Annotated in this window: 24 protein-coding genes and 1 riboswitch; of the genes, 15 read left to right on the top strand and 9 right to left on the bottom strand. The window is 66.8% G+C overall.

Annotated features, from left to right (window positions below; translation table 11 throughout):
• Window positions 1-12: 12 nt before the first annotated feature.
• A riboswitch (FMN riboswitch) is annotated at window positions 13-206 on the bottom strand.
• 394 nt (window positions 207-600) lie between these two features.
• Both QX041_RS21460 and proC read left to right on the top strand, forming a co-directional pair.
• A complete protein-coding gene (locus tag QX041_RS21460; protein ID WP_315714059.1) occupies window positions 601-1,101 on the top strand; it encodes a YbjN domain-containing protein in 501 nt (166 codons plus the stop codon).
• A 162-nt stretch (window positions 1,102-1,263) separates the two neighbouring features.
• Window positions 1,264-2,091 (top strand): pyrroline-5-carboxylate reductase, encoded by an 828-nt coding sequence (gene proC / locus QX041_RS21455; RefSeq protein WP_316166493.1) that lies wholly within the window; start codon window positions 1,264-1,266, stop codon window positions 2,089-2,091.
• A gap of 19 nt (window positions 2,092-2,110) precedes the next feature.
• Here proC and QX041_RS21450 read toward each other — a convergent pair whose 3' ends face one another.
• Together QX041_RS21450 and QX041_RS21445 are read right to left on the bottom strand one after the other, a co-directional pair.
• Window positions 2,111-3,427: a TAXI family TRAP transporter solute-binding subunit gene (locus QX041_RS21450; protein WP_316166492.1), complete on the bottom strand. Its 1,317-nt coding sequence runs from the start codon at window positions 3,425-3,427 to the stop codon at window positions 2,111-2,113.
• Between the two features lie 310 nt (window positions 3,428-3,737).
• Complete coding sequence (locus QX041_RS21445) at window positions 3,738-5,006, bottom strand: MFS transporter (RefSeq protein ID WP_410051883.1); 1,269 nt, start codon at window positions 5,004-5,006, stop codon at window positions 3,738-3,740.
• Between the two features lie 140 nt (window positions 5,007-5,146).
• On the opposite strand from QX041_RS21445, the gene QX041_RS21440 reads away from it, so the two are divergent.
• The 9 genes from QX041_RS21440 (at window position 5,147) to QX041_RS21400 (ending at window position 14,222) form a co-directional block, all read left to right on the top strand.
• A complete protein-coding gene (locus QX041_RS21440) occupies window positions 5,147-5,614 on the top strand; it encodes a hypothetical protein (RefSeq protein ID WP_315752703.1) in 468 nt (155 codons plus the stop codon).
• Between the two features lie 69 nt (window positions 5,615-5,683).
• Window positions 5,684-5,974: a hypothetical protein gene (locus QX041_RS21435; RefSeq protein ID WP_315714054.1), complete on the top strand. Its 291-nt coding sequence runs from the start codon at window positions 5,684-5,686 to the stop codon at window positions 5,972-5,974.
• Between the two features lie 10 nt (window positions 5,975-5,984).
• Window positions 5,985-7,397: a TolC family protein gene (locus tag QX041_RS21430; RefSeq protein WP_316166488.1), complete on the top strand. Its 1,413-nt coding sequence runs from the start codon at window positions 5,985-5,987 to the stop codon at window positions 7,395-7,397.
• A gap of 13 nt (window positions 7,398-7,410) precedes the next feature.
• Entirely contained in the window at window positions 7,411-8,745 is a 1,335-nt protein-coding gene (locus QX041_RS21425) for a copper oxidase (protein WP_316166486.1), read from the top strand.
• A 47-nt stretch (window positions 8,746-8,792) separates the two neighbouring features.
• Window positions 8,793-9,251 carry a cupredoxin family protein gene (locus tag QX041_RS21420; RefSeq protein WP_315752700.1) on the top strand — a complete coding sequence of 153 codons (459 nt, stop codon included), beginning with the start codon at window positions 8,793-8,795 and terminating at the stop codon, window positions 9,249-9,251.
• 95 nt (window positions 9,252-9,346) lie between these two features.
• Entirely contained in the window at window positions 9,347-9,643 is a 297-nt protein-coding gene (locus QX041_RS21415; RefSeq protein ID WP_316166485.1) for a copper-binding protein, read from the top strand.
• 182 nt (window positions 9,644-9,825) lie between these two features.
• Window positions 9,826-10,119, top strand: a complete 294-nt coding sequence (locus QX041_RS21410) for a DUF1330 domain-containing protein (protein ID WP_316166484.1) — start codon at window positions 9,826-9,828, stop codon at window positions 10,117-10,119.
• A 353-nt stretch (window positions 10,120-10,472) separates the two neighbouring features.
• Complete coding sequence (locus QX041_RS21405; protein WP_316166483.1) at window positions 10,473-12,704, top strand: tetratricopeptide repeat protein; 2,232 nt, start codon at window positions 10,473-10,475, stop codon at window positions 12,702-12,704.
• Between the two features lie 348 nt (window positions 12,705-13,052).
• A complete protein-coding gene (locus tag QX041_RS21400) occupies window positions 13,053-14,222 on the top strand; it encodes a TAXI family TRAP transporter solute-binding subunit (RefSeq protein WP_315752696.1) in 1,170 nt (389 codons plus the stop codon).
• Between the two features lie 21 nt (window positions 14,223-14,243).
• Here QX041_RS21400 and maiA read toward each other — a convergent pair whose 3' ends face one another.
• Both maiA and QX041_RS21390 read right to left on the bottom strand, forming a co-directional pair.
• Complete coding sequence (gene maiA / locus QX041_RS21395; protein WP_316166481.1) at window positions 14,244-14,915, bottom strand: maleylacetoacetate isomerase; 672 nt, start codon at window positions 14,913-14,915, stop codon at window positions 14,244-14,246.
• 81 nt (window positions 14,916-14,996) lie between these two features.
• On the bottom strand, window positions 14,997-15,344 hold the full coding sequence (locus QX041_RS21390) for a MerR family transcriptional regulator (RefSeq protein WP_315714045.1): 348 nt from the start codon (window positions 15,342-15,344) through the stop codon (window positions 14,997-14,999).
• An 82-nt stretch (window positions 15,345-15,426) separates the two neighbouring features.
• On the opposite strand from QX041_RS21390, the gene QX041_RS21385 reads away from it, so the two are divergent.
• Window positions 15,427-16,437 carry an NAD(P)-dependent alcohol dehydrogenase gene (locus tag QX041_RS21385; protein ID WP_316166655.1) on the top strand — a complete coding sequence of 337 codons (1,011 nt, stop codon included), beginning with the start codon at window positions 15,427-15,429 and terminating at the stop codon, window positions 16,435-16,437.
• A gap of 201 nt (window positions 16,438-16,638) precedes the next feature.
• Here the strand turns inward: QX041_RS21385 and QX041_RS21380 are convergent, their stop codons facing one another.
• The 3 genes from QX041_RS21380 to QX041_RS21370 all read right to left on the bottom strand — a co-directional run bounded on the left by QX041_RS21380 (window position 16,639) and on the right by QX041_RS21370 (window position 18,648).
• Window positions 16,639-17,154, bottom strand: coding sequence for a cytochrome family protein (locus QX041_RS21380; protein WP_316166480.1), 516 nt, complete (start codon window positions 17,152-17,154; stop codon window positions 16,639-16,641).
• Between the two features lie 219 nt (window positions 17,155-17,373).
• Window positions 17,374-18,300: an alpha/beta hydrolase gene (locus tag QX041_RS21375; RefSeq protein ID WP_315714043.1), complete on the bottom strand. Its 927-nt coding sequence runs from the start codon at window positions 18,298-18,300 to the stop codon at window positions 17,374-17,376.
• A 132-nt stretch (window positions 18,301-18,432) separates the two neighbouring features.
• A complete protein-coding gene (locus QX041_RS21370; RefSeq protein ID WP_315714042.1) occupies window positions 18,433-18,648 on the bottom strand; it encodes a hypothetical protein in 216 nt (71 codons plus the stop codon).
• Window positions 18,649-18,731: 83 nt separating this feature from the next.
• Between QX041_RS21370 and QX041_RS21365 the strand changes: the two genes are divergently transcribed.
• From QX041_RS21365 to QX041_RS21355, 3 genes are all read left to right on the top strand, one after another.
• Window positions 18,732-19,052: a hypothetical protein gene (locus QX041_RS21365; RefSeq protein WP_315714041.1), complete on the top strand. Its 321-nt coding sequence runs from the start codon at window positions 18,732-18,734 to the stop codon at window positions 19,050-19,052.
• Window positions 19,053-20,007: 955 nt separating this feature from the next.
• Window positions 20,008-22,134: a flagellar biosynthesis protein FlhA gene (gene flhA / locus QX041_RS21360; protein ID WP_315714040.1), complete on the top strand. Its 2,127-nt coding sequence runs from the start codon at window positions 20,008-20,010 to the stop codon at window positions 22,132-22,134.
• 372 nt (window positions 22,135-22,506) lie between these two features.
• Complete coding sequence (locus QX041_RS21355) at window positions 22,507-22,707, top strand: hypothetical protein (RefSeq protein WP_315714039.1); 201 nt, start codon at window positions 22,507-22,509, stop codon at window positions 22,705-22,707.
• A gap of 131 nt (window positions 22,708-22,838) precedes the next feature.
• Here QX041_RS21355 and QX041_RS21350 read toward each other — a convergent pair whose 3' ends face one another.
• Both QX041_RS21350 and QX041_RS21345 read right to left on the bottom strand, forming a co-directional pair.
• Window positions 22,839-23,831, bottom strand: coding sequence for an anti-sigma factor domain-containing protein (locus QX041_RS21350; RefSeq protein WP_315714038.1), 993 nt, complete (start codon window positions 23,829-23,831; stop codon window positions 22,839-22,841).
• Between the two features lie 51 nt (window positions 23,832-23,882).
• Window positions 23,883-24,431 (bottom strand): sigma-70 family RNA polymerase sigma factor, encoded by a 549-nt coding sequence (locus tag QX041_RS21345; RefSeq protein WP_315714037.1) that lies wholly within the window; start codon window positions 24,429-24,431, stop codon window positions 23,883-23,885.
• Between the last annotated feature and the right edge of the window lie 17 nt (window positions 24,432-24,448).

Below are 24,448 nucleotides of genomic sequence, written 5' to 3'. Positions count from 1 at the left end.
CGGGGTGCCGGGACCCGTTCTCTTTCATCCGGACTGTGACCGTCGGCTTCGGAATCGCACCGAATCTGCTGACCCTTCTCTGCGCGACGCGTTCCGGAGAACAGAATTCTCCAGACCGTGCCTTGCCGAGAAGGCGCTCGCGGGCTCGCGCTCGACCGAGAACGCTTACCGCCGGTGGGGAATTTCGCCCCGCCCTGAGAACATCGGCCGCCCGGATGGACGGCCTGAATGAACTATGCAGGCGGTCGGCGGCTGCGGCAAGGCCTCACGCCCGCGGTCCGCGACGGGCGGCCATGCAGACGCTCACGGCCGTTCCCGCGGCCAAATCACCTCAGACCGAGCGGCTGCGGCGAGTCCGATTCCGTTTTGTTCTCGTTCGCCGATGATTCCACAGGCCGGACAGGAGTTGTGGACGAAGCGGTGTTTGGCTGTGGACGGACTCGCCCCCCCGTTGCGCAGATTCCGCAAATCACATCAGTTTGTCCTCGCACGCCTCGGGGTACCTCCGGGACTGCAAGCCGGGTCGCGAAGCGCCAAGAGGGCGTGGGCCGGGTCGCCGCGTATGTACCAACGAGATCAAGAAGACGAGGTCGAGACGGCATGTCCCTGCTCGAAAGCACTATCGATTCCGCAGATCATCCGCTGAGCGTGGTCGAGACCATTGCGGCCGACAACAATTGGATGTTCGAGCGCTCCGGCGAGGACGAGATCACGATCGCCTCCAAGGGCCAGTGGACCGACTATCAGCTTTCCTTCACCTGGATGGCGGAGATCGAGGCGCTGCATCTGGCCTGTGCCTTCGACATGAAGATTCCCGAGGCGCGCCGCGCCGAGGTGCAGCGGCTGATCGCCGCGATCAACGAGCAGCTCTGGCTCGGTCATTTCGACATCTGGACCCACACCGGCATGGTGATGCACCGCCAGGCCCTGGTGCTGCCCGGCGGGATCACCGCGTCGGGACTGCAATGCGAGAGCATGCTGGCGGGCGCCATCCACGCCTGCGAGCGCTATTTCCCGGCCTTCCAGTTCGTGGTCTGGGCCGGCAAGTCGACCCAGGAGGCCATGGCGGCGGCGCTGTTCGATACAGAGGGCGAGGCGTAGCCGCCGCCGCTTCCTGACACGCGGTGTCGTCCCTGCGCACGCAGGGACCCATACCGCGTGATGTCCCTGTGGCGCGCGACGCTTGTCGCTCTGCCCCTGCTCCACTAGAACCGCCGGTGGTTATGGGTCCCTGCTTTCGCAGGGACGACAGCGGAGTGCGTCGTGACATCAGCGGACAACAACCTGCTTCATCAGCTCACCGGCACCATCGTGCTGGCCGGCGCCGGCAAGATGGGCGGGGCGATGCTGACCGGGTGGCTGGCCGGCGGCCTTGATCCCGCGCGCGTCGTCGTGATCGAGCCGATGCCGTCGGCCGAGATCACGGCGCTAAAGGCCCAAGGCGTCCGCCTCAATCCGACGGCGACCGCGCCGGCCGAGGTCGTCATCGTTGCCGTCAAGCCGCAGATGTTCCTCGACGCCGGCCCCGCCTTGAAGCCGTGGGTCGGCGACGCGACGCTGGTGCTGTCGATCATGGCGGGGACGACGATCGCCGGCCTGCAGCAAACGATCGGCGGCGCGGTCGTGCGCGCGATGCCGAATACGCCCGCCGCGATCGGCCGGGGCATCACCGTGGCCGTGCCGGCCGGCAACGTCAGCGCCGCGCAGCGCGGGCTGACGGACGCGCTGCTGCGGGCCACCGGCGCGGTGGAATGGGTCGACGAGGAGGCGCTGATGGACGCGGTGACTGCCGTGTCCGGCTCGGGTCCCGCCTATGTGTTCCTGCTCGCCGAGGAGCTCGCCCGCGCCGGCGTCGCCGCCGGCCTGCCCGAGTCCCTGGCGACGAAGCTCGCGCGCCACACCGTGTCGGGCGCCGGCGAGCTGCTGCGCCAATCGGACCTGCCGTCCGCCACCCTGCGCCAGAACGTCACCTCGCCGGGCGGCACCACCGCCGCGGCGCTGTCGGTGCTGATGGGAGCCGACGGCTTCCAGCCGCTGCTGACCAAGGCGGTCGCGGCGGCCACGGCGCGTTCGAAAGAGCTCGCGAAGTAGACAACCGCGAGCTGACAGCTCAGCGCGACGGCGTCGGCGGCCCGCCATGCTGCTGGCGCCATTGCAGGAACTGGCGGAACAGAGCGCTGCGCTCAGCCGGATCGTTCGACAGCTGTCCCCCGCTCTGGCGCACGAAGCTCTCGAACTGGGTCTGGCGCACGTCGGCGACCTGCGGTCGCGGCACCATGTTGTGCGCCAGCAGCCACTCTTCCGCGGCCTTGAACCGCTTCCAGTTCGGGATGGCGGCGACGATGCTCGACTCCCGCCATTTCGGATGCCGCGGCGGCTTCATGAACTCGTCGTAGTTGGCGAAGAACGCCTCGACGAAGCGCGCCACCTTTCGGTAGCGCTCGGTATTCTCCGGCCAATTGTAGCTGACGAGCAGCATGCCGATCGCCACCGTCTCGATCGTCTCGCCGGGGTTGAGCAGGTTCGGATATTCCTCGGAGGACAATGTCGTCGGCAGATAGAGGTCCTGCAGCCGGCGGTCGTAGGGGATCGTCACCAGGTGCAGCGCGCGGTTGTCGTTCCTGATGTTGCGGGCGAGCTGGAACACCTTGCCGGTGGAGACGATGTAGGCGTCGGCGTCGCCATCGATCAGCTTCTGGATCGATTTGGCGTCATCGGTCGCGTAGTCGAACGACGCCGTCAGGCCGAGCCGGTTGAAGATCACGCGCGCGGAATAGAAGCCGACATCGGTCGGCGCGATGACGCGCTTGCCGTTGAGATCGAAGATCGAGCGGATCGAGGAGCGCGCGATGACATGGATCTCGTTGTGATAGAGCCGCGCGATGTAGCGGAGCTGCGAGGTGATGTCGGGAATGCCGTATTGCAGGCGGTAGAATTCGGGCACGTCGGCGGCGACCGCGCCCATGTCGATGCTCTTCAGGAACAGAATATCCGAGACGTTGCGCACCGGTCCCTTGCCGAGCACCGGCAGCACGCGGACGTTGGTCTGATCATCGAGCACGCGCGCCATGTCCGAGCCGAACACGGAGGTGGCGCCGCCGGCCGGCGCGGTGATGATGGTGACGGTGCCGTCGTTGACGTCGGTCGGGTTGGGCAGCCGCCACACGTCCGGCCCGCTGCCGGGCGCGGGCGACAGCGACGCCGGCAGGCCGGCGGGACGTGGCGGCGCGGGGATCACGGGCGCGCCGTTCGGCCGGACGGCCGGGGCGACGGGCACGATGATGGAGCGGGTCGCTGCCGGGCGCGGCGGCTGCGGCGGTTGTTGTTGCAGCTGCGGCCAAGCCTGCGCCGATGCCTGGCTCAGCATGAGTCCGGCTGCGAGCGCGGCGAGCGCGACTTGCGAAGCTGCCTTCGTGACGATGGACATAGCGCAACGGCCTCCTGCACCATCGCGATGCCGCCGCAGCGTTCTCGACCCGTCCGGAGCATTCACCTCGAGGCCTGCCTGCGTCAGGCATGCGACGGGCGACCGCGGCCTCGGCTGAGACCTCGCGACAACCAACCTCGCGATGCGGAGCGCGCCCGAGGCCAAATGGCCGCGATCGGCTCCGATCGAGTTCCATAGTTGCGTGACGTGATTCGATCGATTTGCGGCGGCCGCCGGGATTTTGTATGACGACGTGCATATAAGCCGGATATTGGGCTCCGGCTGTGGCTCTCGTGCAACGCCTCTTGTTTCAGGCTGCCAGCCGGTGTTGCCGTCGTGCCAGGATCAGCAGCGTCACGACGATGGCCAGGTTCAGACCATTCCACGCGACGCCGTTGGCGAAGGCCGCCGAATAGGACCCCGTGGCGTCGAAGATGACGCCCGAGACCCAGCCGCCGAACGACATGCCGAACACCGAGGCGAAGATGATGATGCCGACCCGGGTGGCGGCCTCGCGCGCCGGCATCGCCTCACGCACGATGATCGCATAGCTCGGTACGATGCCGCCCTGGAACAGGCCGAACATGCCCGAGATCAGATAGAGCGACGTTAGGCCGTCGAAGAACAGATAGAACAGCAGCGCAAAACCCTGCGCCAGCGAGCCGATCAGCAAGGTCCTGACGCCGCCGATGCGATCGGCGAGAAAGCCGGAGCCGATCCGGCTGACGATGCCGAGCGCCATCATCAAGGACAGCATCTGCGCGCCGATGGCAACGCCGTAGCCGAGATCGCCGCAATAGGCGACGATGTGCACCTGCGGCATCGCCATCGCCACGCAGCAGGCGATCGCGGCGACGCTGAGCAGCACCGTCAGCGCATTGGTGGAGATCGGCAGCTCCAGTTGCGGCGGCGCCGCGCTGGCATGATTCTGCGCGCCGGCGCCATCCATGCGGGCGCGCAACACCAGGAGCAGCGCGCTCATCGTCACCGCGCAGAACACACCGAGCGCGACATGGCTGGCGCGCCAGCCGATCTGCTGCACGCCCCAATTCACCAGCGGCGGCCATACCGTGCCGGCGACGTAGTTGCCGGAGGCGACGATGGTGACGGCGAGGCCGCGATAGCGCACGAACCAGTGCGACGCCTCCGCCATCAGCGGCGCGAAGGTGACGGACGAGCCGAGTCCGACGAGGAAATACACCGCCTGAAACTGCCACAGCGTCACCGAGGCGCCGGCGAGCAGATAGGCCGCGGCCGTCGTCGCGATGCTGAGCGCCATTGCGGTGACGATGCCGAAGCGGTCGGTGATCCGGCCGACGATGACGCCGCCGACGCCGAAGCCGAACATCGTCAGCGTGTAGGCCAGCGAGACCGCGCCGCGGCTGGCGGCGAACTCGGCCTGCACGACCGGCAGGACGACGACGACGGTCCACATCCCGGCGCCGCCGATGGAACCGATGACAAGCGCAAGCGCCAGCCGCGCCCAGGCTTGGCGCGAGTCCGGAATGAAATGAGGCGCTTCCTCGAATCTTGTATTGGGTCCGTGCACGATTTCAGCAACTTCGTTGCCGCACCGCATCAGGTCAAGCCACATTGCTGCGGCAATGGGCATGCAGAAGCAGCGCAACAGGAGGGATCTGCACGATCACGGTTCGGCCCTCTTGGCGGCGCAACGCTTTATCATTAGGTTGCGCGCCGGATTGGAGTGATTGGCCGCGCATGTCGTTGGGACTGACACGAAAGATGCTGATGGTGGCAGGACGGCTGCTCGTCCTTGCTTACCTCGTCTGCGTGGTCAGCCCCGGCGTGGCGCTCGCGCTCGGCGCGGGGGTGGCGCCCTGTCTCGACGAGACCGTCGTTGGCGCTGTGGTCTCGCCTCACGACGCGGCTCGCCACGAGATGGTCATGACTGCGATGCCGCAGACAATTGCGGCGCACGCCCATCATCATGCTCATCCTGTCGCCGACGCCGGAATGCACGCTCCAGCTTCCTCGCCGTCGCACCACGATCATGGCAAGATGCCAGGCCCGTGCTGCGCCATGATGTGCGCCGTGGGCCTGGCCGCCACGCTGCCGGCAGTCGCCCTCCCCGCCCGCCTCGCTGCCATCGGCGTCGTTGCGCGCGACGAAGGCCTGCCCAGCCGCACGCCGCCGCGCCTGTACCGTCCCCCCATCGTCCTGGCCTGAGCGAACGACCCCGGCTTCGCGCGCAAATGACGCGCGGCCGCTCGCGTTTCATCAGACCAAGGATACCTCATGTTGTCGCAATCCAGGGCGACGCCCGCTGCCGCATGTCCGGCGCGGCGCAGCCTGCCATTCTCCGTCGTCGCCGGCGCATTGACGCTGCTTGCCGCGACGAGCCTCGCCGCCTGCCAGCCGCGCACGGTCGCGTTAGCCGGGGCTGATCCGGCCGATCCGGCGGCGAACGCTGCGCCCGTGCGCATGTCGGGCGTCGTCGGACCCTACACGCCACTGCGCCCGGCCGCGCCGGCCGCCTGGGGCCAGCGCACCGACCCCGGCGCACCGCGCCCTGAGCCGAGCCGCTAAGGAGCGCCACATGCAGGGGACCATCAGGCTCGCGGCGCTCGCCGCAGCACTTGCGCTCGCAGGCTGCGCCTCGTTCTCGCCGGACGGCGGCATGAGCGCCGTCGCGGACATCGCCGGCCACACCACCGGCAAGGAGGTCGCCTCGGTGAGAGGCAATGACGACGCCGAACGCGTCCGCGCTGCGACGCGCCGCCTGCTCGCCCGGCCCTTGTCGGCTGATGCCGCCGTGCAGGTCGCGCTGTTCAACAACAAGGGCCTGCAGGCGACCTACAACGCGCTCGCGCTCAGCGAGGCGGACATGGTCGAGGCCAGCCTGCCGCCGAACCCGACCTTCTCCCTGATGCGCATCAGCGGCGACGGCGCGCTGGAGGCCGAGCGTCAGGTCGCCGGCGACATCCTGGCGCTCGCCACCTTGCCGCTGCGCTCGGAGATCGCGCGCGAGCGGTTTCGCCAGGCCCAATTGAAGGCCGCGCTGGCGACGCTGCGGCTCGCCGCGGAAGTGCGCCACGCGCATGTGCGCGTCGTCGCCGCCAACGAGCTGGTGGCCCTGCTGGTCGAGGCGCAATCGGCCGCGGAGGCGACCGCGAAGCTCGCCTCGAAGCTCGGCGAGACCGGCGCGCTCAACCGGCTCGATCAGGCGCGCGAGCAGGTGTTCTATGCCGAGACCACGGCCGAGCTCGCCACCGCCCGCCGTGCCGCCGGAAGCGCCCGCGAGCGGCTGATCCGTCTGATGGGCCTGTGGGGCGACGATCTGAATTTCCGCCTGCCCGATCGGTTGCCGGCGCTGCCGCGCCGCCCGCTGAGCCAGCCCTTCGTCGAGGCCGATGCCGTCGGCCATCGCATCGATCTGCAGGTCGCCCGCCTCGAGCTCACGGCGCTCGCCACCGCGCTGCAGCTCAGCGAGGCGACGCGCTTCGTCACGTTGCTCGATCTCGCCGGTCTCGACCGCAAGACCGTCGAGCCCGACGGCCGCATCATCCGCGAACGCGGCTACGACGTGCAGTTCCAGATCCCGATCTTCGACGGCGGCGAGGTCCGCGTGCGGCAGGCGGCCGAGACCTACAACATCGCCTTCAACCGCCTGACCGAGCGCGCCGTCACCGTCCGCTCCGAGGCGCGCGACGCCTATCGCAGCTACCGCGCGGCCTTCGACATCGCCGGCCATTACGCCCGCGAGGTGCTGCCGCTGCGCCGGATCATCAGCGAGGAGATGCAGCTGCGCTATTCCAGCATGCAGGTCGACATCTTCGCGCTGCTGCTCGAGGCGCGGCAGCGCCTGGCCTCGCGCCGCGCCGCGATCGACGCCGTCAGAGACTTCTTCCTCGCCGAGGCCGAGCTGTCGGCCGCCGTCAACGGCGGAGTCGCGAGCGGCGAAGACAGCGCACAGCAGACCGCGAGCGCGCTCGCGCCAAGCAACGACTGAGAGGAGAGCCAACATGTTGTCCCGCCGAACCCTGCTCGGCTCCGCGGCGCTGGCCGGCGCCTCCGCCGTCTCCGGCCGCGTCCAGGCTGCCTCCATTCCGGAGGCGCCGACCATGGACAAGGCCGTGATGCAGCCGCCGTTGCATCCCAGCGCCGGCCCGGACTATCAGCCCGTGGTCACGCTCAACGGCTGGTCGCTGCCGTTCCGCATGAACGGCGACTGGAAGGAATTCCATCTCGTCGCCGAGCCGGTCACGCGCGAGTTCGCGCCCGGCATGACCACGCATCTGTGGGGCTACAACGGCCAATCGCCGGGCCCGACCATCGAGGCGGTCGAGGGCGACAGGCTCCGCATCTTCGTCACCAACAAATTGCCGGAATACACCACCGTACATTGGCATGGCGTGATCCTGCCCTGCGGCATGGACGGCGTCGGCGGACTGACGCAGCCGCACATCAAGCCCGGCAAGACCTTCGTCTACGAGTTCGAGATGAGGCACGCCGGCACCTTCATGTATCACCCGCACGCCGACGAGATGGTGCAGATGGCGATGGGCATGATGGGCATGATCGTCGTGCATCCGCGCGACAACCTGCCGCCGCCGGTCGACCGCGACTTCGTGTTCGTGATGTCGACCTACCGCATCGAGCCCGGCAGCTATCTGCCGAAGGTCAACGAGATGACCGACTTCAACATGTGGACCTGGAATGCGCGGGTGTTTCCCGGCATCGATTCCTTGCCGGTGCGGCTCGGCGATCGCGTCCGCATCCGCATCGGCAATCTCACCATGACCAACCATCCGATCCACCTCCACGGCCACAAGTTCAAGGTGATCGGCACCGACGGCGGCTGGCTTCCCGAAACGGCGCAATTCCCGGAGACCACGACCGACGTGCCGGTCGGCGCGGTGCGCGTGCTCGACTTCACCGCCGACAACCCCGGCGACTGGGCATTCCACTGCCACAAGTCGCATCACACGATGAATGCCATGGGCCACGACATGCGCAACCTGATCGGCGTGCCGCGCAAGGAGCTGGCCGCCGCCGTCGGCAAGCTCGCGCCCGACGGCATGGTGATGGGCAACACCGGCATGGCGATGGGCAACATGGAGATGCCGGCCCCCGACAACACGCTGCCGATGATGACCGGCAGCGGCCAGTTCGGGCCGATCGAGATGGGCGGCATGTTCACGACCGTGAAGGTGCGCGAGGGCCTCGCCCGCGACGACTACCGCGATCCCGGCCCGTATCAGTTCCCCAAGGGCACCGTGGCCTACGAGGTCGCAAGCGCGCCGGAGCCGGTGCGGCGAAGCGACGGCGCACCGACGCAGGTCCGCACCCAGCGCTGAATTCACCAAACACCGCATCAACCGACGACCACCATCAGGAGATCTCCATGAAGACTGCATTCGCGATCAGCGCAATGGCGGCGGCCGCTCTGATCGTCGCACCGGCCCGTGGCCATGAGCAGCACGGATCGCGCGGCTATTCCGCCGGTGAGCCGGGTGATCCCAAGCAGCCGTCACGCACCATCGAGGTGCTGCTGAGCGAGATGGAGTTCACGCCGGCGCGCATCGAGGTGAAGCGCGGCGAGCAGATCCGCTTCGTGCTGCGCAACACCGGCAAGGAGGATCACGAGTTCCTGCTCGCCACCAAGGCCGAGAACCTGAAGCACGCCGCGGTCATGAAGAAGCACCCGCATATGGAGCACGACGAGCCCAACGGCGCCCGGCTCGCGCCGAACAAGACCGCCGAGCTGCTGTGGCGGTTCACCAAGCCCGGCACGTTCGAATATTCCTGCCTGATCCCAGATCATCGCGAGTTCGGCATGACCGGCCACGTTGCCGTGAAGTGACGGATGAAGCCGTCTTGACAACGCGTAGGGCGGATCATCGCCGCGTCATTCGCCCTACGCCTCGCCATGAGTTCACCAGTAGAAGGAAACACATCATGAAGACGTTCTCTCAGCTCACGACCGCCGCCGCGTTGGTTCTCGCTCTCGCGACCCCTGCCCTCGCCGCCGAGGCGATCAGCGGCGACGTCAAGAAGGTCGATGAGGCCAACGCCAAGATCACCCTCCACCACGGCCCGGCCAAGAGTCTTGGCATGGACGAGGCCATGACCATGGTCTACCGCGTCAAGGACGCCGCGCTGCTGAAAGGCCTCAAGGCCGGCGACAAGGTGAAGTTCGAGGCGGTCGAGGACGCCTCCGGCTACTCGGTGACCAAGATCGAGAAGGGCAAGTAGGCGGCAGCGTTTCGAGCCGTCCCCTTCTCCACCGCCATTCCGGGGCGCGCGCGGCGACGACGTCGCCGGACAGCGCGAGCCCGGAATGACGTGCGGATGGATCAGGCCACGAACCGGCGGCCGGATGGGTTTGCATTCCAAGTTCGGATCGTATGATCGCGGCTCCCTGCGCGGAGCATGTCATGAAAGCCTATCTCGTCCTCGATCTCGCCGTTCACGACTTCGCAGCGTTCAAGGTCTACATCGAACGGATCCCCGCCTTCATCGCGAGGCATGGCGGCCGCTACATCGTCCAGGGCGCAGTGCCCACGCCGGTCGAAGGCGGCTGGACGCCAGAGCGCATCGTGATCCTGGAATTCCCGTCGCGCCAGAACGCCACCGACTTCCTTGGTGATCCCCAGATCCAGGACCTGTTCGCGATCCGTCACCGCACCACGTCGAGCCGGTTGGTGCTGGTCGACGGCTGCGCGGAGTGAGCGCTGCAATGTTGTGCCGGAAGGCTGTGCCGAGCCAAGGAGGCGCCCTATCGTCGGCGTGACATCCGCAGCTGGCGGATCACGCGGCGCTGATCCGCCCTGCGCGAACTGCCCCGTCGCTCCCTGGGCATTCGCGGGCGCGACAAGTTCCCTCCGTCCTCCCGTTAACCATTTGCTAACCATGGCGCGGGCAAGCTTTGCCGCGTCGCGCTGCGCGTGGCCGGCGACCGGACGACCACAGGACATCCTGGGCTTTGCTGCCGCCGGGCATGGCGGCGGCCCGGTTGCCGGCCGCAGCGCGTCGCTGCGGCGTCCGACGCCATGCCGTCCTGTCTGTCCGGAGACCCAAGTCCTTGAGCACCGTCGGTTCGCGCGCCTTCCAGAAGGCGCGGCAGGAAAAGAAGCAGAAGAAGCTCGTCGAGACGCAGCTGACGACGGCGTACAAAGCCTTCCAGGCCGGACGCCAGGCGGAGACGCAGTCGCTGTGCGCGAAGCTGCTGCAGGAGGTCCCGGGCTGCTTCGATGCCATGCATCTGCTCGGCGTGTCGCTGGTGTCGTCGGCGCGCTTCGCCGAGGCCACCGCCTTCCTGGCGCAGGCCGTCGCGATGGAGCCGAATTCCGCCGACGCGCAGTCCAATCTCGGCTGGGCGCTGATCAATTGCGAGCGCTACGAGGAGGCGCGCGCCGCGCTGGAGCGATCGCTGGCGCTGCGCCCGAATGCGCCGATCACCTTGCGCAACCTCGCGATCGCGCTGCTGCGGCTCGGACAGGGCGAGGCCTCGCTCGCGGCCGCGACCCGCGCCCTCGAACTCAAGCCGGACGACGTCGATGCCTGGTGCAATCGCAGCGTCGCCGAGCTGATGCTGCGGCGGTGGGACGCCGCTGCCGCCAGCGCCGAGCGCGCGCTGGCCTTCAACCCGAACCATTTCGAGGCCACGGTCAACAAGGGCCTCGCCCATCTCGAGCTGCACCATTTCGAGCTGGCGGAAGCGACCTTCAATGCGGCGCTGGCGGCACGCCCGGCCCACGCCGAGCTGCGGGCGCATCGCGGCCGGCTCTACATGATCTCCGGACGCACGGCGGAAGCCGAAGCCGATTTCGACGCCGCCGTGACGCTCGATCCCAATCTGCAACTGGGATGGCAGGGCAAGGCGCAGATCTGCATCCTCAACGGCAACGTCGCGCAGGCGATGGCCGCCTGCAAGCGCGTGCTCGACACCAATCCGAAGGCGCAGGTCGCGCTCACTTTGCTCGGCGCCTGTCGCGGCCGGCTCGGCGACGTCGCAGGCGCCATCGCCCAGTTCGACCAGGCGCTCGCGGTGCAGCCGGACTATGACGAGGCGATCACCAAGAAGATCTTCTATCTCGACTTCCTGCCCGGCGCCGACTTCGCGGTCCAGCAGGCGGCGCGGCAATATTGGTGGATGGCGGTCGGCTCCAAATTCCCGCGCCGCAAACTTGCGCCGCGTTCGCTCGATCCCGACCGGCGCATCGTCGTCGGCTACGTCTCGGCCGACTTCCGCATGCATTCGGCGGCCTTCGCCTTCCTGCCCGTGCTGCGCGGCCACGACAAGACGCAGGTCCAGGTCAACTGCTACTCGACCTCGCCGCGGCACGATTCCTACACCGCGAAGTTCCAGTCGATCGCCGACGTCTGGGTCGAGGCCTCGAGCCTGTCCGACGACGAGCTCGCCGACCGCATCCAGGCCGACGGCGTCGACATCCTGGTCGATCTCTCCGGCTACACCACGGGCACGCGCATGCCGGTGTTCGCGCGCAAGCCGGCGCCGATCCAGGTCACGGCCTGGGGCAGCGGCACCGGCACGGGCCTTGCCACCATGGACTACTTCTTCGCCGATCCGGTCACGGTGCCCGAGAGCGTCCGGCCGCTGTTCGCCGAGCACGTCCACGACCTGCCCTCGGTGATCACGATCGATCCGGTGCTCGACGTTCCGCCGTCGCCGCTGCCGATGCTGACGAACGGCCACGTCACCTTCGGCGTCTACAACCGCATCGACAAGATCTCCGACGCGGCGATCGCGCTGTGGGCGCGGCTGCTCGCCGAGATCCCTGACGCGAAGCTCGTCGTCAAGCATCTCGCGCTGAACGATCCCGCGGTGCGCGACGGGCTGCTCGCCCGCTTCGTCGCACACGGCGTGCCCGAGGCGCGCATCCTCTGCCTCGGCGCCAGCGAGCGCGTCGAGCATCTCAAGTCCTACGAGCGCATCGACATCTCGCTCGACCCGTTCCCGCAGAACGGCGGCATCTCGACGTTCGAATCGCTCTACATGGGCGTGCCGGTCGTCGCCAAGCTCGGCGCTGGCGCGGCCTCGCGCGCCGCCGGCGGCATCCTGACCGCGGCCGGCCTCGCCGACTGGGTCGCCGGCGATGATGACGGCTACATCCGGATCGCCAAGAGCTTTGCCGCGCAGCCCGAGCTGCTGGCGAAGCTGCGGCCCGAACTACCCGGCCTGGTCGCGCGCTCGCCGGCCGGCGACGTCGCCAACTACACGCGCTGCGTCGAAGCCGGCTATCGGCAGTTCTGGCGGGACTATTGCGCCAAGGGAGGCAAGGCCGGCGCCTGATCGCGCCGGCGTGCCAAGGCCTCGATCTCGCAGCAGCCCTCGACGCCCGATCGCACGAACTTCCGGCTTCGACCGCCCCCGCAACCGCAAGCTGCGTCGATTTCCGCTATGCCATTTTGGCCGCGTGCGATCTCGCGCGACTCTCGGACTGATACCACGGCGTTTCTCCGTCCAGACCAAGGCGCAATCAAGCCCATGGCTTTTTGGTGGCGAGGATGCGCCTCGCAGCAGCTCCGGTTGCGCCCAACCGGCGAGTAGTAGACCTCATTCCTCAACCAAGGAGATAATGCGCGAAAATCGGCCGCGCCTCACGATCGCCGTGTGGCCGGCAACGGAGGAATTTGGGGCATGCGGGTGGCGTTGTTGAGTTGCGTCGTTGCGGCGGGATTGAGTCTGGCGGCACCGTTGCTGCCGGCCATGGCACAGACGGCGCGGACCGGAAGGCCGGCGGCGGCAACGGCCGCTGCGGCCGGCGAAGGCGGCAAGCTGCAGGAGTCCAACGAATGGACGGTCGGCGTCGCCGGCGGCCTGCTCGAAGGCACCAACATCCGTTTTGCCGCCGAGATGGCCAAGGTGCTCGACGACCGCCCGAACCTGCGCGTGCTGCCGATGGTGACCTACGGCGCGCTCGGCAACATCGAGGACCTGCTGTATCTGCGCGGCGTCGACGTCACCATCACCTCGGCGGACGTGCTCGACGAGTTCGTCCGCAACGGCACGCTCGCCAACATCAAGAACCGGATCCGCTACATCTGCTCGTTCTACATCAACGAGATGCATGTCTACGTCCGCCCGGAGATCAGGACGCTGGAGGATCTCGCCGGCAAGAAGGTCTCCTTCAACACCGTGGGCAGCGCCGCCAACCTCACCGGCGGCATCGTGTTCGACCGGCTCAAGATCGGCGCGGAAAAGGTGTTCATCAACAATTCGGTGGCGCTGGAGAAGATGCGCAGTGGCGAGATCGCCGGCGTCGTCCACGTCACGGGCAAGCCGACCGACCTGTTCGCCAAGTTCAAGCCCGAGCCGGGCTTCCACTTCCTGCCGATTCCGTTTGCGCGCAGCCTGCAGGACTACTACGTGCCGACCAAGCTGACCTCGCAGGACTACCCCAATCTGCTCAAGCCCGGCGAGAGCGTCGAGACCATCGGCGTGCCGCAGGTGCTGGCGGTCTACAACTGGCCGCCGGAGACCGAGCGCTACCGCCGCGTCGCGCGCTTCGTTGACTATCTGTTCAAGCGGTTCGACCAGTTCAAGCAGCCGCCGTTCCATCCGAAATGGAACGAGATCAACCTCGCCTCCTCGCTGCCCGGCTGGACCCGCTTCCGCGCCGCGGAGGAGCTGCTGGCCAGCACGCGCCCGCCGCAGGCCGACGGCGCCGCCGTCAAGCAGCAGTTCGACGAGTGGATGAGCACGCGGGCGCCGACCGGCGGCCGGCGGATGAGCGAGGACGAGACCAGGGTCCTGTTCGAGCAGTTCCGCGACTGGATGAAGCGCGACGGCGGCCAGCCGGCGCGATAGCGCCGATGGTCGTGGCGTCGACTACGACACCGCCGGCTTGCGGCGCAGCGCCGCCGGCGTATCGGGTTGCGCCAGCGGATGGGCGGACGCGAACGCCGGCAGCGCCATCGCGGCCTCGACGACGCGCTGCACCGTCGGCGCCGCGGCGAGGTCGAGGCCTTTATTGCGCGCGAAGACGGCGTGGCCGGCGAGGCAGATGTCGGCCATCGTCGGCGCATCGCCATGGCAGAACCGGCCGGTCGCGACATGGCCTGCAAGCTGGGCCTCGATCGCGACCAGCATCTCCGACGCCCAGTGCCTGAGCCAGGCCGCGCGCGCCGCGTCGTCCACGTGCAGCACCTCGGTGAGATAGCGCTGCACCCGCGGCGTCGTCAGCGGATGCGCATCGCAGGCGATCATCGCCGCCAGCGCCCTCACCCGCGCGCGCCCCTTGGCATCGGCAGGCAGCAGCGCCGCGCCCGGACAGGCTTCGTCGAGATATTCGAGGATCGCCAGCGACTGCGTCAGCACGGTGCCGTCGTCGAGCACCAGCGCTGGCAGCGCCATCTGCGGGTTGAGCGCGGCATAGGCCTCGTCGCGATGCTGCTGCCGGTCGACATCGACCGCGACCTGCTGATAGGCGATGCCCTTGAGGTTGAGCGCGATGCGCACGCGAAAGCTCGCCAGCGACTGCCAGAACGAATAGAGCTTCATGCGGGTCCCCCTGGGCGGGCGAGTGAATGTCGACGTCTTCGATCGATCCGTCGCCCACGGTCGACATTCGATATCCGGCGATCAGTTCACGCTCGAGATGAAGCCTGCGAGAATCGTCCGGCTCTGGCTGAGTGCCTCGATGCGTTGATCGATGAGGCCGACCTGCTGCGCCAGTATTCTTCGCAAATTGTCGCAAGGCCTGAAATCTGGACGGTTGTTGCGCACGCAGGGGAGCAACTGCTTGATCGTCTCGAGCGTCATGCCGGCTGAGCCGAGCAGTTTGATCCGGCGCACGGCTTCCTCGTCCGCCGGCCCGTAGTCGCGGTAACCGGACGAGGTTCGGTGCGGCGCAAGCAAGCCTTCGTCCTCGTAGTAACGCAGCATCCGGATGCTGACTCCCGTCCTCCGGGAAAGTTCGCCGATCTTCACTGAAAACCTCTTGACCCTGACAGCGCTGTCAGACCTTACAGATCGTGCTCATCCAAGTGGAGTCCCTTGTGAAGGAGCGACGATGAAAGCCTATCATTTGAATGGCCATGCGGGCGCGGGTCGCCTGGTGCGCACCGACGTCATCAAACCCGAACCCGCCCCTGGCGAGGTCCGCATTCAGGTCGAGGCGGCAAGTCTCAACTATCGCGACCTCCTGATCCTCGACCGAGCGGGTGAAGGCGGTTTCGACCGCCGCGTCCCGCTCTCCGACGGCGCAGGCATCGTTGATGCCGTAGGCTCCGATGTCGTTCAATGGCGCCCGGGCGACCGTGTGGCCGCATCGTTCTTTCGCGATTGGATTTCCGGGCCGTTCAAGGCGAGCTATGTTCCGTCAGCCCTCGGCGGCAGCACGATGGATGGCATGCTGGCGGAGTACGTGGTGCTGCCGGCGACGGCGCTGGTCCCCGTGCCGGCGCACCTCACGTCGATCGAAGCCGCGACCCTGCCCTGTGCCGGCGTGACGGCCTGGCACGGCCTCATCACCCGTGGTGGAATGGGCAAGGCCGACACGCTGCTGGTCCAGGGAACCGGCGGCGTCGCGCTGTTCGGCCTTCAGTTCGCGGCCGCGCTGGGCGCGCGCGCGATCGTCATCTCGTCCTCGGATGAGAAGCTCGCCCGCGCCCAGGCGCTCGGCGCCTCGATCCTGATCAACTACCGCGACACGCCCGATTGGGATGTCGCCGTGATGAAAGCGACGGATGGCGAAGGCGCCACGCATGTCCTCGAGCTCGGCGGCCCCGGCACCTACGACCGATCGCTGCGGTCGGTCGCTTCGGGTGGCAAGATCGTCCAGATCGGTGTCTTGACGGGGTTCGGCCCCAAGCCCGACCTCGCCCGCCTGCAGTGGGAGAATGCCGACATCATCGGCGTCACCGTGGGTTCGGTCGAACATTTCACGGCCATGAATCGATTCCTGGCCGAACACGCGATCCACCCGATCGTCGATCGGGTCTACGACTTTGACGACGCTCCCGAAGCGTTCGCCCTTCTCCGGTCCGGCTCGCACTTCGGCAAGATCGTTGTGAAGCTATAGGCGAGAGGATGTGAGCACTTCGCCGATCTGCGACGCCGGAAAGCGCCCCCCCCCCGGAGTTGGCACAATCTCTCCGGGTTGGAATCAACCCACGCAACAAACCGAGGGGTCGATCACGCCTCGCTAATCCGCACGCGTGGCCCCGGCCGGCAGCAGCGCCGGACGGCGCGTGACCGATCGTGCCTCACCGTCCGCCTGCTGTCACTCCGCACCGGCCGTGAAGTCCTGGTCGGCAACGCTGGCGGTCTGCGGCACCTTGATGACCACGGCGGCGCGATTGAGCGCCTGGTGGCAGGAATTGCAGGCGGCGGTGAGGTCGGCATAGGAGCGCTCGAAGCGGCCGATGTCCTTCTGCTTGATGGCCTGCGCCAGTTCGTCGAACGGCTGCTGCGTCACGGCCGTCGTCATGTCGGCAAACGAATTGCCCTCGACCAGTGGCTGCGCCCGGCTGACGCGGTTGAACGCGCCCTTGAGATTGCCGAGCTCATAGGCGCTGAACGCCCAGTTGCCGCTATGGCCGGCGATCCAGAGCCTGAGATGGCGCGGCTGGATGGTCGCGATCATCAGGTCGCTGACGGTCGGCAGGTAGGCTGGCGCCGGGGTCGGTGTCGGCGTCTCCGCCCTGGGCGCGGCGACCGCGATGAGCGATGCAAGCCCGGCAAGGCCAGCGGCGGTCGCTGTCAGCCGCAAACCATGGCGGAGCTTTGGTCGATGCATCTTGGGCTCTCCTGAGAAAGATTTAGAAACCTTCTAAAGAGCGACATCCTGCATCGCCAATCGCAATCGCTGATCGCGGCGATCAGAAAAACTTGATGCCATCCGCCGCGCGGCGCGCACGATACGGACACATTGCCTGGCGTCACGCCAGCGACCCCGGCGCGACACGAAGGTGCGGTGGGCGCTGCAGTCCTGCGGACAGCGGCGAGTCGCCGATCGTCATTCGGCGCCGATCCTTCGGCGCAGCCAGGCGTCGACGATCGCGGTCGCCGGATGGCTGGGATCGCCGAGTTCACGGTTGATCTCCATGTGGCCGCGCAGGCCGGTGCCGCCGACGCCCTGGACTTCGGCCGGCGTGCCCGCCTGCATCAGGGCGGCGCCGAGCGCCTCGGACTGCGCCTTGCCGTCGGCGCGGTCGACATGGAGGATCAGGAACGCCGGCGCGTTCGGCTTCGCGGCCTGGAGGGTCGGCGACAGCGCCCGCTGACGCACCGGGTCGGTGCCGAATGCCTGGATGTAGGTATCGAGCATGAAACGGCCGCTGTCGGCGAGCTGGCGCGCCACGTCGTAGCAGGCGCCATCCAGCGCGATGATGCCGCTGACGTCCCGCAACGACAGCCCGGCCGCCGTGAAGTAGCGCGGATCAGTCCCGACCAACGCCACCAGATGCGCGCCGGCGCTGTGCCCCATCAGCACGATGCGCGCGGGGTCGATGCCCAGACGCTTGGCATTGGAGCGCAACCACGCGAGCGCCGCGGCGACGTCAGCCGCCTGCTGCTCGACGGTCGCGGCCGGTACCAGCCGATAGTCGATCGAGGCAAACGCGTAACCCTGCGCGAGCATGTGCTCGACCTTCGCGGCCCCTGTCGCGTTGCGCTTGTCGCCGCGCTTCCATCCGCCGCCGTGTACGAACACGACCAGCGGCGCGGCCTTGCCTCCCCTCGCCTGCCAAAAGTCGAGCTTCTGCAGCGGATCGGCGCCATAAGCATATTCGGTGGCCGGCCCGCTTTGGCGCTCGGCCTCGCGCGCCGCCATGCGCGCCTGCAGCCGCGCCAGAAAGGGACCTGCGAGTGCAGGTGAAAGAAAGAAGGGCTGCTGCAGCCACAGGCCGGCAGCTAACAAAACAGCAGGTATCGAACGCAACATCGAGAGCTCCATCGTCGTGAGACGATAGCAGCAAGCGTTGCTTAAAGAAGGCCGCATGTGGCGTCGTTACAAAATGTCACGAACGGTGACGCCCGCGAAACTACGGGGCAGTCTTGCGCGCATAATCCCAACCTACCGTACAGTGAATCCTTCGCTCCAGGCATCCCTGTCAACTTCGTATTCGCTGACGAAGAAGCCATCAGGATAATCGCGAAAGCCTTGAAACTGAAGCTTGCGTATCTTGGCGGCAATGGCTTCTTCGGCGCTGCTGTAGACGCCGACGAGCTTGTCTTCCCTCTCGTCATCATCGAACGGGCGGGCGTGCCAAAGTAGAAAGACCGTACGCATTCGTGTATTCCTCGATTTCGATACGTCACAGCGAACGAGCCAGGTTGGTTGTCCCAGCCCTGAGCGACGGCTAAGCTTCGACCATGAAGATTGCATTCTCGATCGCAGCCAGCGCAAGACGTCGAATCGAGGCCCTGGTCGACGCGCTCAAGAGACAGAACGGACTTCCCGAGGTGATCCCGGCCGTGATGTGGCTCGACGCCGACTTGAACCCAGATATCGCGACATCCCGCGTCGTCATTGGCTTCTATGACAATCGGGCCGACATCATCGACGACATCACCGTGGAGGATGGCTTCGCGTTCGTGCTCGCCGTCGCGCGGGACGATGAGCGGCTGTTCGATGGACAAGAACTGCACTATATCGATGATGCCTTCGTCCTGAAGCAGCGCCGGACACACTGACACGCACACATCCCTCGCCCCGTCTAACGTCTGCGGACTGTAGCGAAAACTCTCCTCCCATTGACTCGGCCAATCATCTCTCGACGCGCGCCTGGCGAACGCCGGACTTCGTCGCGCTCGGATGGGGCTCGTCGACAACAGGCCGGCTGACCTCAAGGCGCGCCGCAGCCCGTATCGATCATACTTTTTGGTTTGCCGAATTTTCTTCTTTCATTTTTTCCGAAACCGTGTATATCTCTTCCCGTCCTGCTTCCGCCGGAGGGGCGTGTCGCGACCGTCACGAGACGTGGGAGGTGGGATGCGATGGGCGCAGCGAATCGCAGCGTGGCCTCGTGCCGCGCGGACGAACGGTTCGTTGCGCACGGCGAAATCGTGCGGTCCCGACACCCCGACGCTGGTGTCAACTCACGACGAAGCTTCGCTTCGCGTGGGGATGGTGGCCAACAAGCCCGGCGCACCAGGGAGACCACGTATAAGCCGTTCCAACCGTCGCGCAGGGAAGGCCGGGTGTTTCGGCCAGACCTGTGGTGACTGCCGCCTGCTTTTTTTCTGCAGGCGGGCCACGGGCGCGGCCAGCGCCCGGCCTTCCCTGCGCCCTCCATCTGTTTCGAGGGCGGACCTGACGCACAGCTCGGGCGCACGGCGCCGCGAGACCGCAGGCGCACGCCAACCAAGCCGATGCAGGAGACCGACCGATGCAGACCAGCGCCTAGCTTGCCAAGTGCGCCCGCTCTCCTGCCCCCGCAACCCTTTGTTAACCGCCATTAACCGAACGCTAACCAACCACCGGGCAAAAATTGCCGGGTGGAATGTGCGTGTCGTGGTTGGGTGCAGTTGACGGAGGAGACCTTCCGTGGACGCCGGCGCGGTACCTCAGTTTCGGAACGGCGGCCCTGCGGCCGTCGCGCAGTCGTTTGGGGCCGGCACACGCGGCCCGCGGGAAGGGGCGAAAGCCATGGTCGACGTCACGGCGGGTCAGGGGGTCGGATCTCCGGCCGGCGGGTTCTCATTCGCTGACCTCAAGACAGCCGTCCTGCGCGGCGACATCGCGCTGGCGCTCGGCATCCTCACCATCCTGGTGGTGCTGATCCTGCCGCTGCCCTCGCTGGTGCTCGATCTGTTCCTGGCGATCTCGATCACCCTGTCGATCCTGATCCTGATGACCGCCTTGTTCATCCAGGCGCCGCTGGAATTCTCCTCCTTCCCGACCATCCTCCTGATCTCCACGATGCTGCGGCTGTCGCTCAACCTGGCCTCGACCCGGCTGATCCTGTCGCGTGGCCACGAGGGCACCGATGCCGCCGGCCACGTCATCGAGGCGTTCGGCAACTTCGTGATGAGCGGCAATTTCGTCATCGGCATCATCGTGTTCGCGATCCTGGTGACGGTGAACTTCGTCGTCATCACCAAGGGTTCGGGCCGCATCGCCGAGGTCGCGGCGCGCTTCCATCTGGACTCCATGCCCGGCAAGCAGATGGCGATCGACGCCGACCTCTCCGCCGGCCTGATCGACGAGAAGGTCGCCAAGATCAGGCGCAAGGAGCTGGAGGACGAAAGCGGCTTCTTCGGCGCCATGGACGGTGCCTCCAAATTCGTCCGCGGCGACGCGGTCGCCGGCCTGCTCGTCGTCTTCATCAACATCATCGGCGGCATCATCATCGGCGTCGCCCAGCAGGGTCTCGGCTTTGCCGAGGCCGCCCGCACCTACACCACGCTGACCGTCGGCGACGGCCTCGTGACCCAGGTGCCGGCGCTGATCGTCTCGACCGCCGCGGGCCTCCTGGTCTCCAAGGCCGGCGTCAGCGGTGCCGCCGACAAGGCGCTGATCAAGCAGTTCTCGGGCTATCCGCAGGCGCTCGGCATGTCGGCTGCCGTGATGCTGGTGCTGGCGCTGCTGCCGGGCATCCCGACCCTTCCGTTCCTGGCGCTCGGCGGCGGCGCCGCCGCGCTCGCCCTCAAGGCGCGCAAGCAGAAGGAGGTCGCGAAGGCCGAGGAGGTCGCCGCGGCTGCAGCGCCGGCAGCGGCTGCCACCGCCGCGGCCGCCGAGGAGCCGATCTCGGCCGCGCTCAAGATCGACGACCTCAAGATCGAGCTCGGCTATGCGCTGCTGCCGCTCGTGAACGCACCCGACGGCACCGACCGCCTGACCGACCAGATCAAGGCGCTGCGCCGGTCGCTGGCGATCGAGATGGGTTTCGTGATGCCGTCGGTGCGCATCCTCGACAACGTGCAGCTCGAGGCCAACACCTACATCATCAAGATCAAGGAGGTCGACGCCGGCTCCGGCAAGATCTGGCCGAGCCAGTTCATGGTCATGGACCCCGGCGGCAACCAGGTCGCGGTGCCCGGCATCCACACGACGGAGCCGACCTTCGGCCTGCCCGCCACCTGGGTCGACGCCGGCCTGAAGGAAGAGGCGACGCTCAAGGGCTACACGGTCGTCGACGCGGCGACCGTGCTGTCGACGCACCTGACCGAGCTGCTCAAGGCCAATATGAGCGACCTGCTGTCCTACGGCGAGGTGCAGAAGCTCCTGAAGGAGCTGCCGAAGGAGCAGAGCGAGCTGGTCAAGGACATCGTGCCGACGCAGATCACGATTTCCGGCATCCAGCGCGTGCTGCAACTGCTGTTGTCGGAGCGCATCTCGATCCGCGACCTCTCGACCATCCTCGAAGGCATCGCCGACGCGCTCGCGTTCTCGCGCAACCCGGCAACGATCGTCGAGCACGTGCGCGCCCGCCTCGCCCGCCAGATCTGCGCCCAGAACACCTCGCCGATGGGCTACCTGCCGCTGATCGCGCTGTCGGCCAGGTGGGAGCAGGCGTTTGCGGAATCGCTGATCGGCCAAGGCGAGGAGCGGAGCCTCGCGATGCAGCCGTCGAAGCTGTCGGAGTTCATGACCGCCACGCGCGATGCCTTCGAGCGCGCCGCACGCGAAGGCGAATCGCCGGTGCTGGTGACGTCGGCGGCGATCCGGCCGTTCGTCCGCTCGCTGGTCGAGCGCTTCCGGGCCCAGACCACGGTGCTGTCGCAGGCCGAGATCCATCCGCGCGCGCGGCTGAAGACGGTGGGGAGCGTGTGACGGCTGACGTTGCGGAACCGCAGAATTCCGGGCGCGTTTGATCGGCGGGGCCGGCGCGAGGCGTCGGCTTTTGCCGTTTTTACCGGCGGACCACCCCTTGCTTTACCGCCACAGGCAAACGAATTCTTAATTTTGCGTTAGGTGGCTGAAATTTCATCCGCATACCGAACAACCAATCAAACCTTTGATATAACTACATGAATTTGGATTTCATCGACTTTCGATCGCGAGACATCACGCCTTATCACACACTTGTGATGTGGTCTACGAAACAGAATTGAGGTTTCCTACGTTAGTTCACGCGAGACGATGAACCGGAAAGCCCCCGGCTCACACGAATCAGCGAAGGACGGAAGACGGCAGGAGGCTTCCATGAACCACTCGATTTACAGCGCGGATCGTACGACCCACCTCAAGATTGTGGTGGTTGCGCTCGTGGCTGGCATCGCAGTGGCCGGCCTCGGCATCTCCGCCCGACTGAATGCGGAGCCGAACTACGCGCAGACGGCAAAGGTCCTCAAGGCCGGCAAGCCGGTCGTGGTGACGAGCTCGGAGATGTCGGTGGTTCGCTGACAGGAATTCCCGGAATTCACGCGGTTCTCACAGCCCCCCAACTGGCCGCGTGGATATGTAGTAGACCCAACCCCAAGTCGACTACTGAAAACGCCCGCTCCCCACGGGCGTTTTCTCTTTTGGGCGTTGAATCACCGCGCCGACGGCACCGTCTCGATCAGCTTGCCGGTAAAAACGATCGGCCCGGTCGCCTGCCCGGTCGGCGACCCGCCCTCCGGCTCGACCGTGACGGCGTAGGTCGCGCGGTTGACTGTGTCGGCGTCGTAGGACGAGAGAACGGGACGGCTGGTGAAGTCGCTGCCGCCGATCACGCCGAGCGAGCGCGGCTTCTGCAGCTTGTCGGACACGAGCCACAGCTCGAAGCTCTTGCCCGGCTCCGGCGCGGCGCCGACCCGGCGCACGGTGTAGCTCTTGCTGGCGGCATCGACGGTCAGGATGAACGCCGGCGACGCCGCGTCCTTCTGCAGGAGGGCAACGAACTGGGCGGAGGGTTGCGCGACCGGCACCTTGACCTCGACAGTCTGGATCCGCGGCTTCGGCTGCAATGGCCGCGGCAGGAGGTCGGGGCGGTAAACCTGGACAACGACCAGCGCGAGCAGCACGGCCGCGAGCGCGGTCATGATGTTGGCGACCGCGCGCAATTGCCGGACCTTGGACGAGAGCTGAACGACATTGGTGTCGTCGTTCGCGATCTCGCCAGCCGCGGACGTGCTGCGTGTCGGCGTGATGACCGGCGCCGCGACCTCAGGCTCTGGTTCGCTGACGGGAGACGCATGGATCGGCGCAGCTTCCGCTTCGACAAGCGGGACCTCGGGAGGCGCGGGCTCGGGCTGAGCGGCAACGACCGGAGCCTCGACGATCGTCACCTGTGCAGCCGGCGCGCTCTCGGCGTTCGCGCGCAACCGCGCAATCTCGGCCTTGATGCGCTCCCACAGTTCGGGACGCGGCTCGACCAGCCCGACCATCTGATTGAGCGGACCGAGGCGAAATTCCCACGCGTGGACCAGCGCGACAAAATCCTTGTCGACCGCCATCATGGTCTCGACCTGCGCCCGTTCGGCGGCGTCGAGCGTCCCGAGCGCGTATTCCGCCGCCAGCGCGATATGGTCTTCGCTATACGCCATCACAGGTCCAGGTCACGTCCTACAAGGTCTCTCGCCAGTCCGAACAGCACCTCATCCGAGACCGAGGCATTGGCGGATGTCCATCATGCTCCGCCTCAGCCAGGTCTTCACCGTGTTCACCGGCGCCTCGAACTTGGTCGCCAATTGCTCGCGGCTCCAGCCGTTATAGTAGGCAAGCAGCACGAGCTTCTGGCGGTCGGGCTCGAGCTGGCCGACGCATTCCAAAAGACGCTTGAGCTCCTCCGACATCTCGCGGCGCGCCAGCGGATCCGGCGTCTCGGCCGCAACCTCCAGCGCGGAGGGCTCATCCTCCAAAGACAGCTCACCGCGCTTGCGCACCAGATCGATGGCGCGGTTGCGGGCGATGGCGGCCATCCAGGTGATCGGGGAAGAAACGGCCGGGTTGAACTGTGCGGCGTTGTTCCAGACCTTCACATAGGTCTCCTGGACGACCTCCTCGGCGAGGTCCTGTCGGTGCAAGATACGGAGCACGACGCCATAGAGTTTCGCGCGCGTCGCCGCGTAGAGGCGCTCGAAGGCAGCCTCGTCCCCTTTGGCAACAGCGGCAAGCAACCAGACCAGCTCTGCCGGCGTCAGCATTCAGCGTCCCCGAAAAT

The sequence above is a fragment of the Bradyrhizobium sp. SZCCHNRI2009 genome, assembly GCF_032485115.1.
Classification (GTDB): Bacteria; Pseudomonadota; Alphaproteobacteria; order Rhizobiales; family Xanthobacteraceae; genus Bradyrhizobium.
Note: the sequence above shows the minus strand (reverse complement) of the source record. Positions and strands in the feature narration are given on the sequence as shown.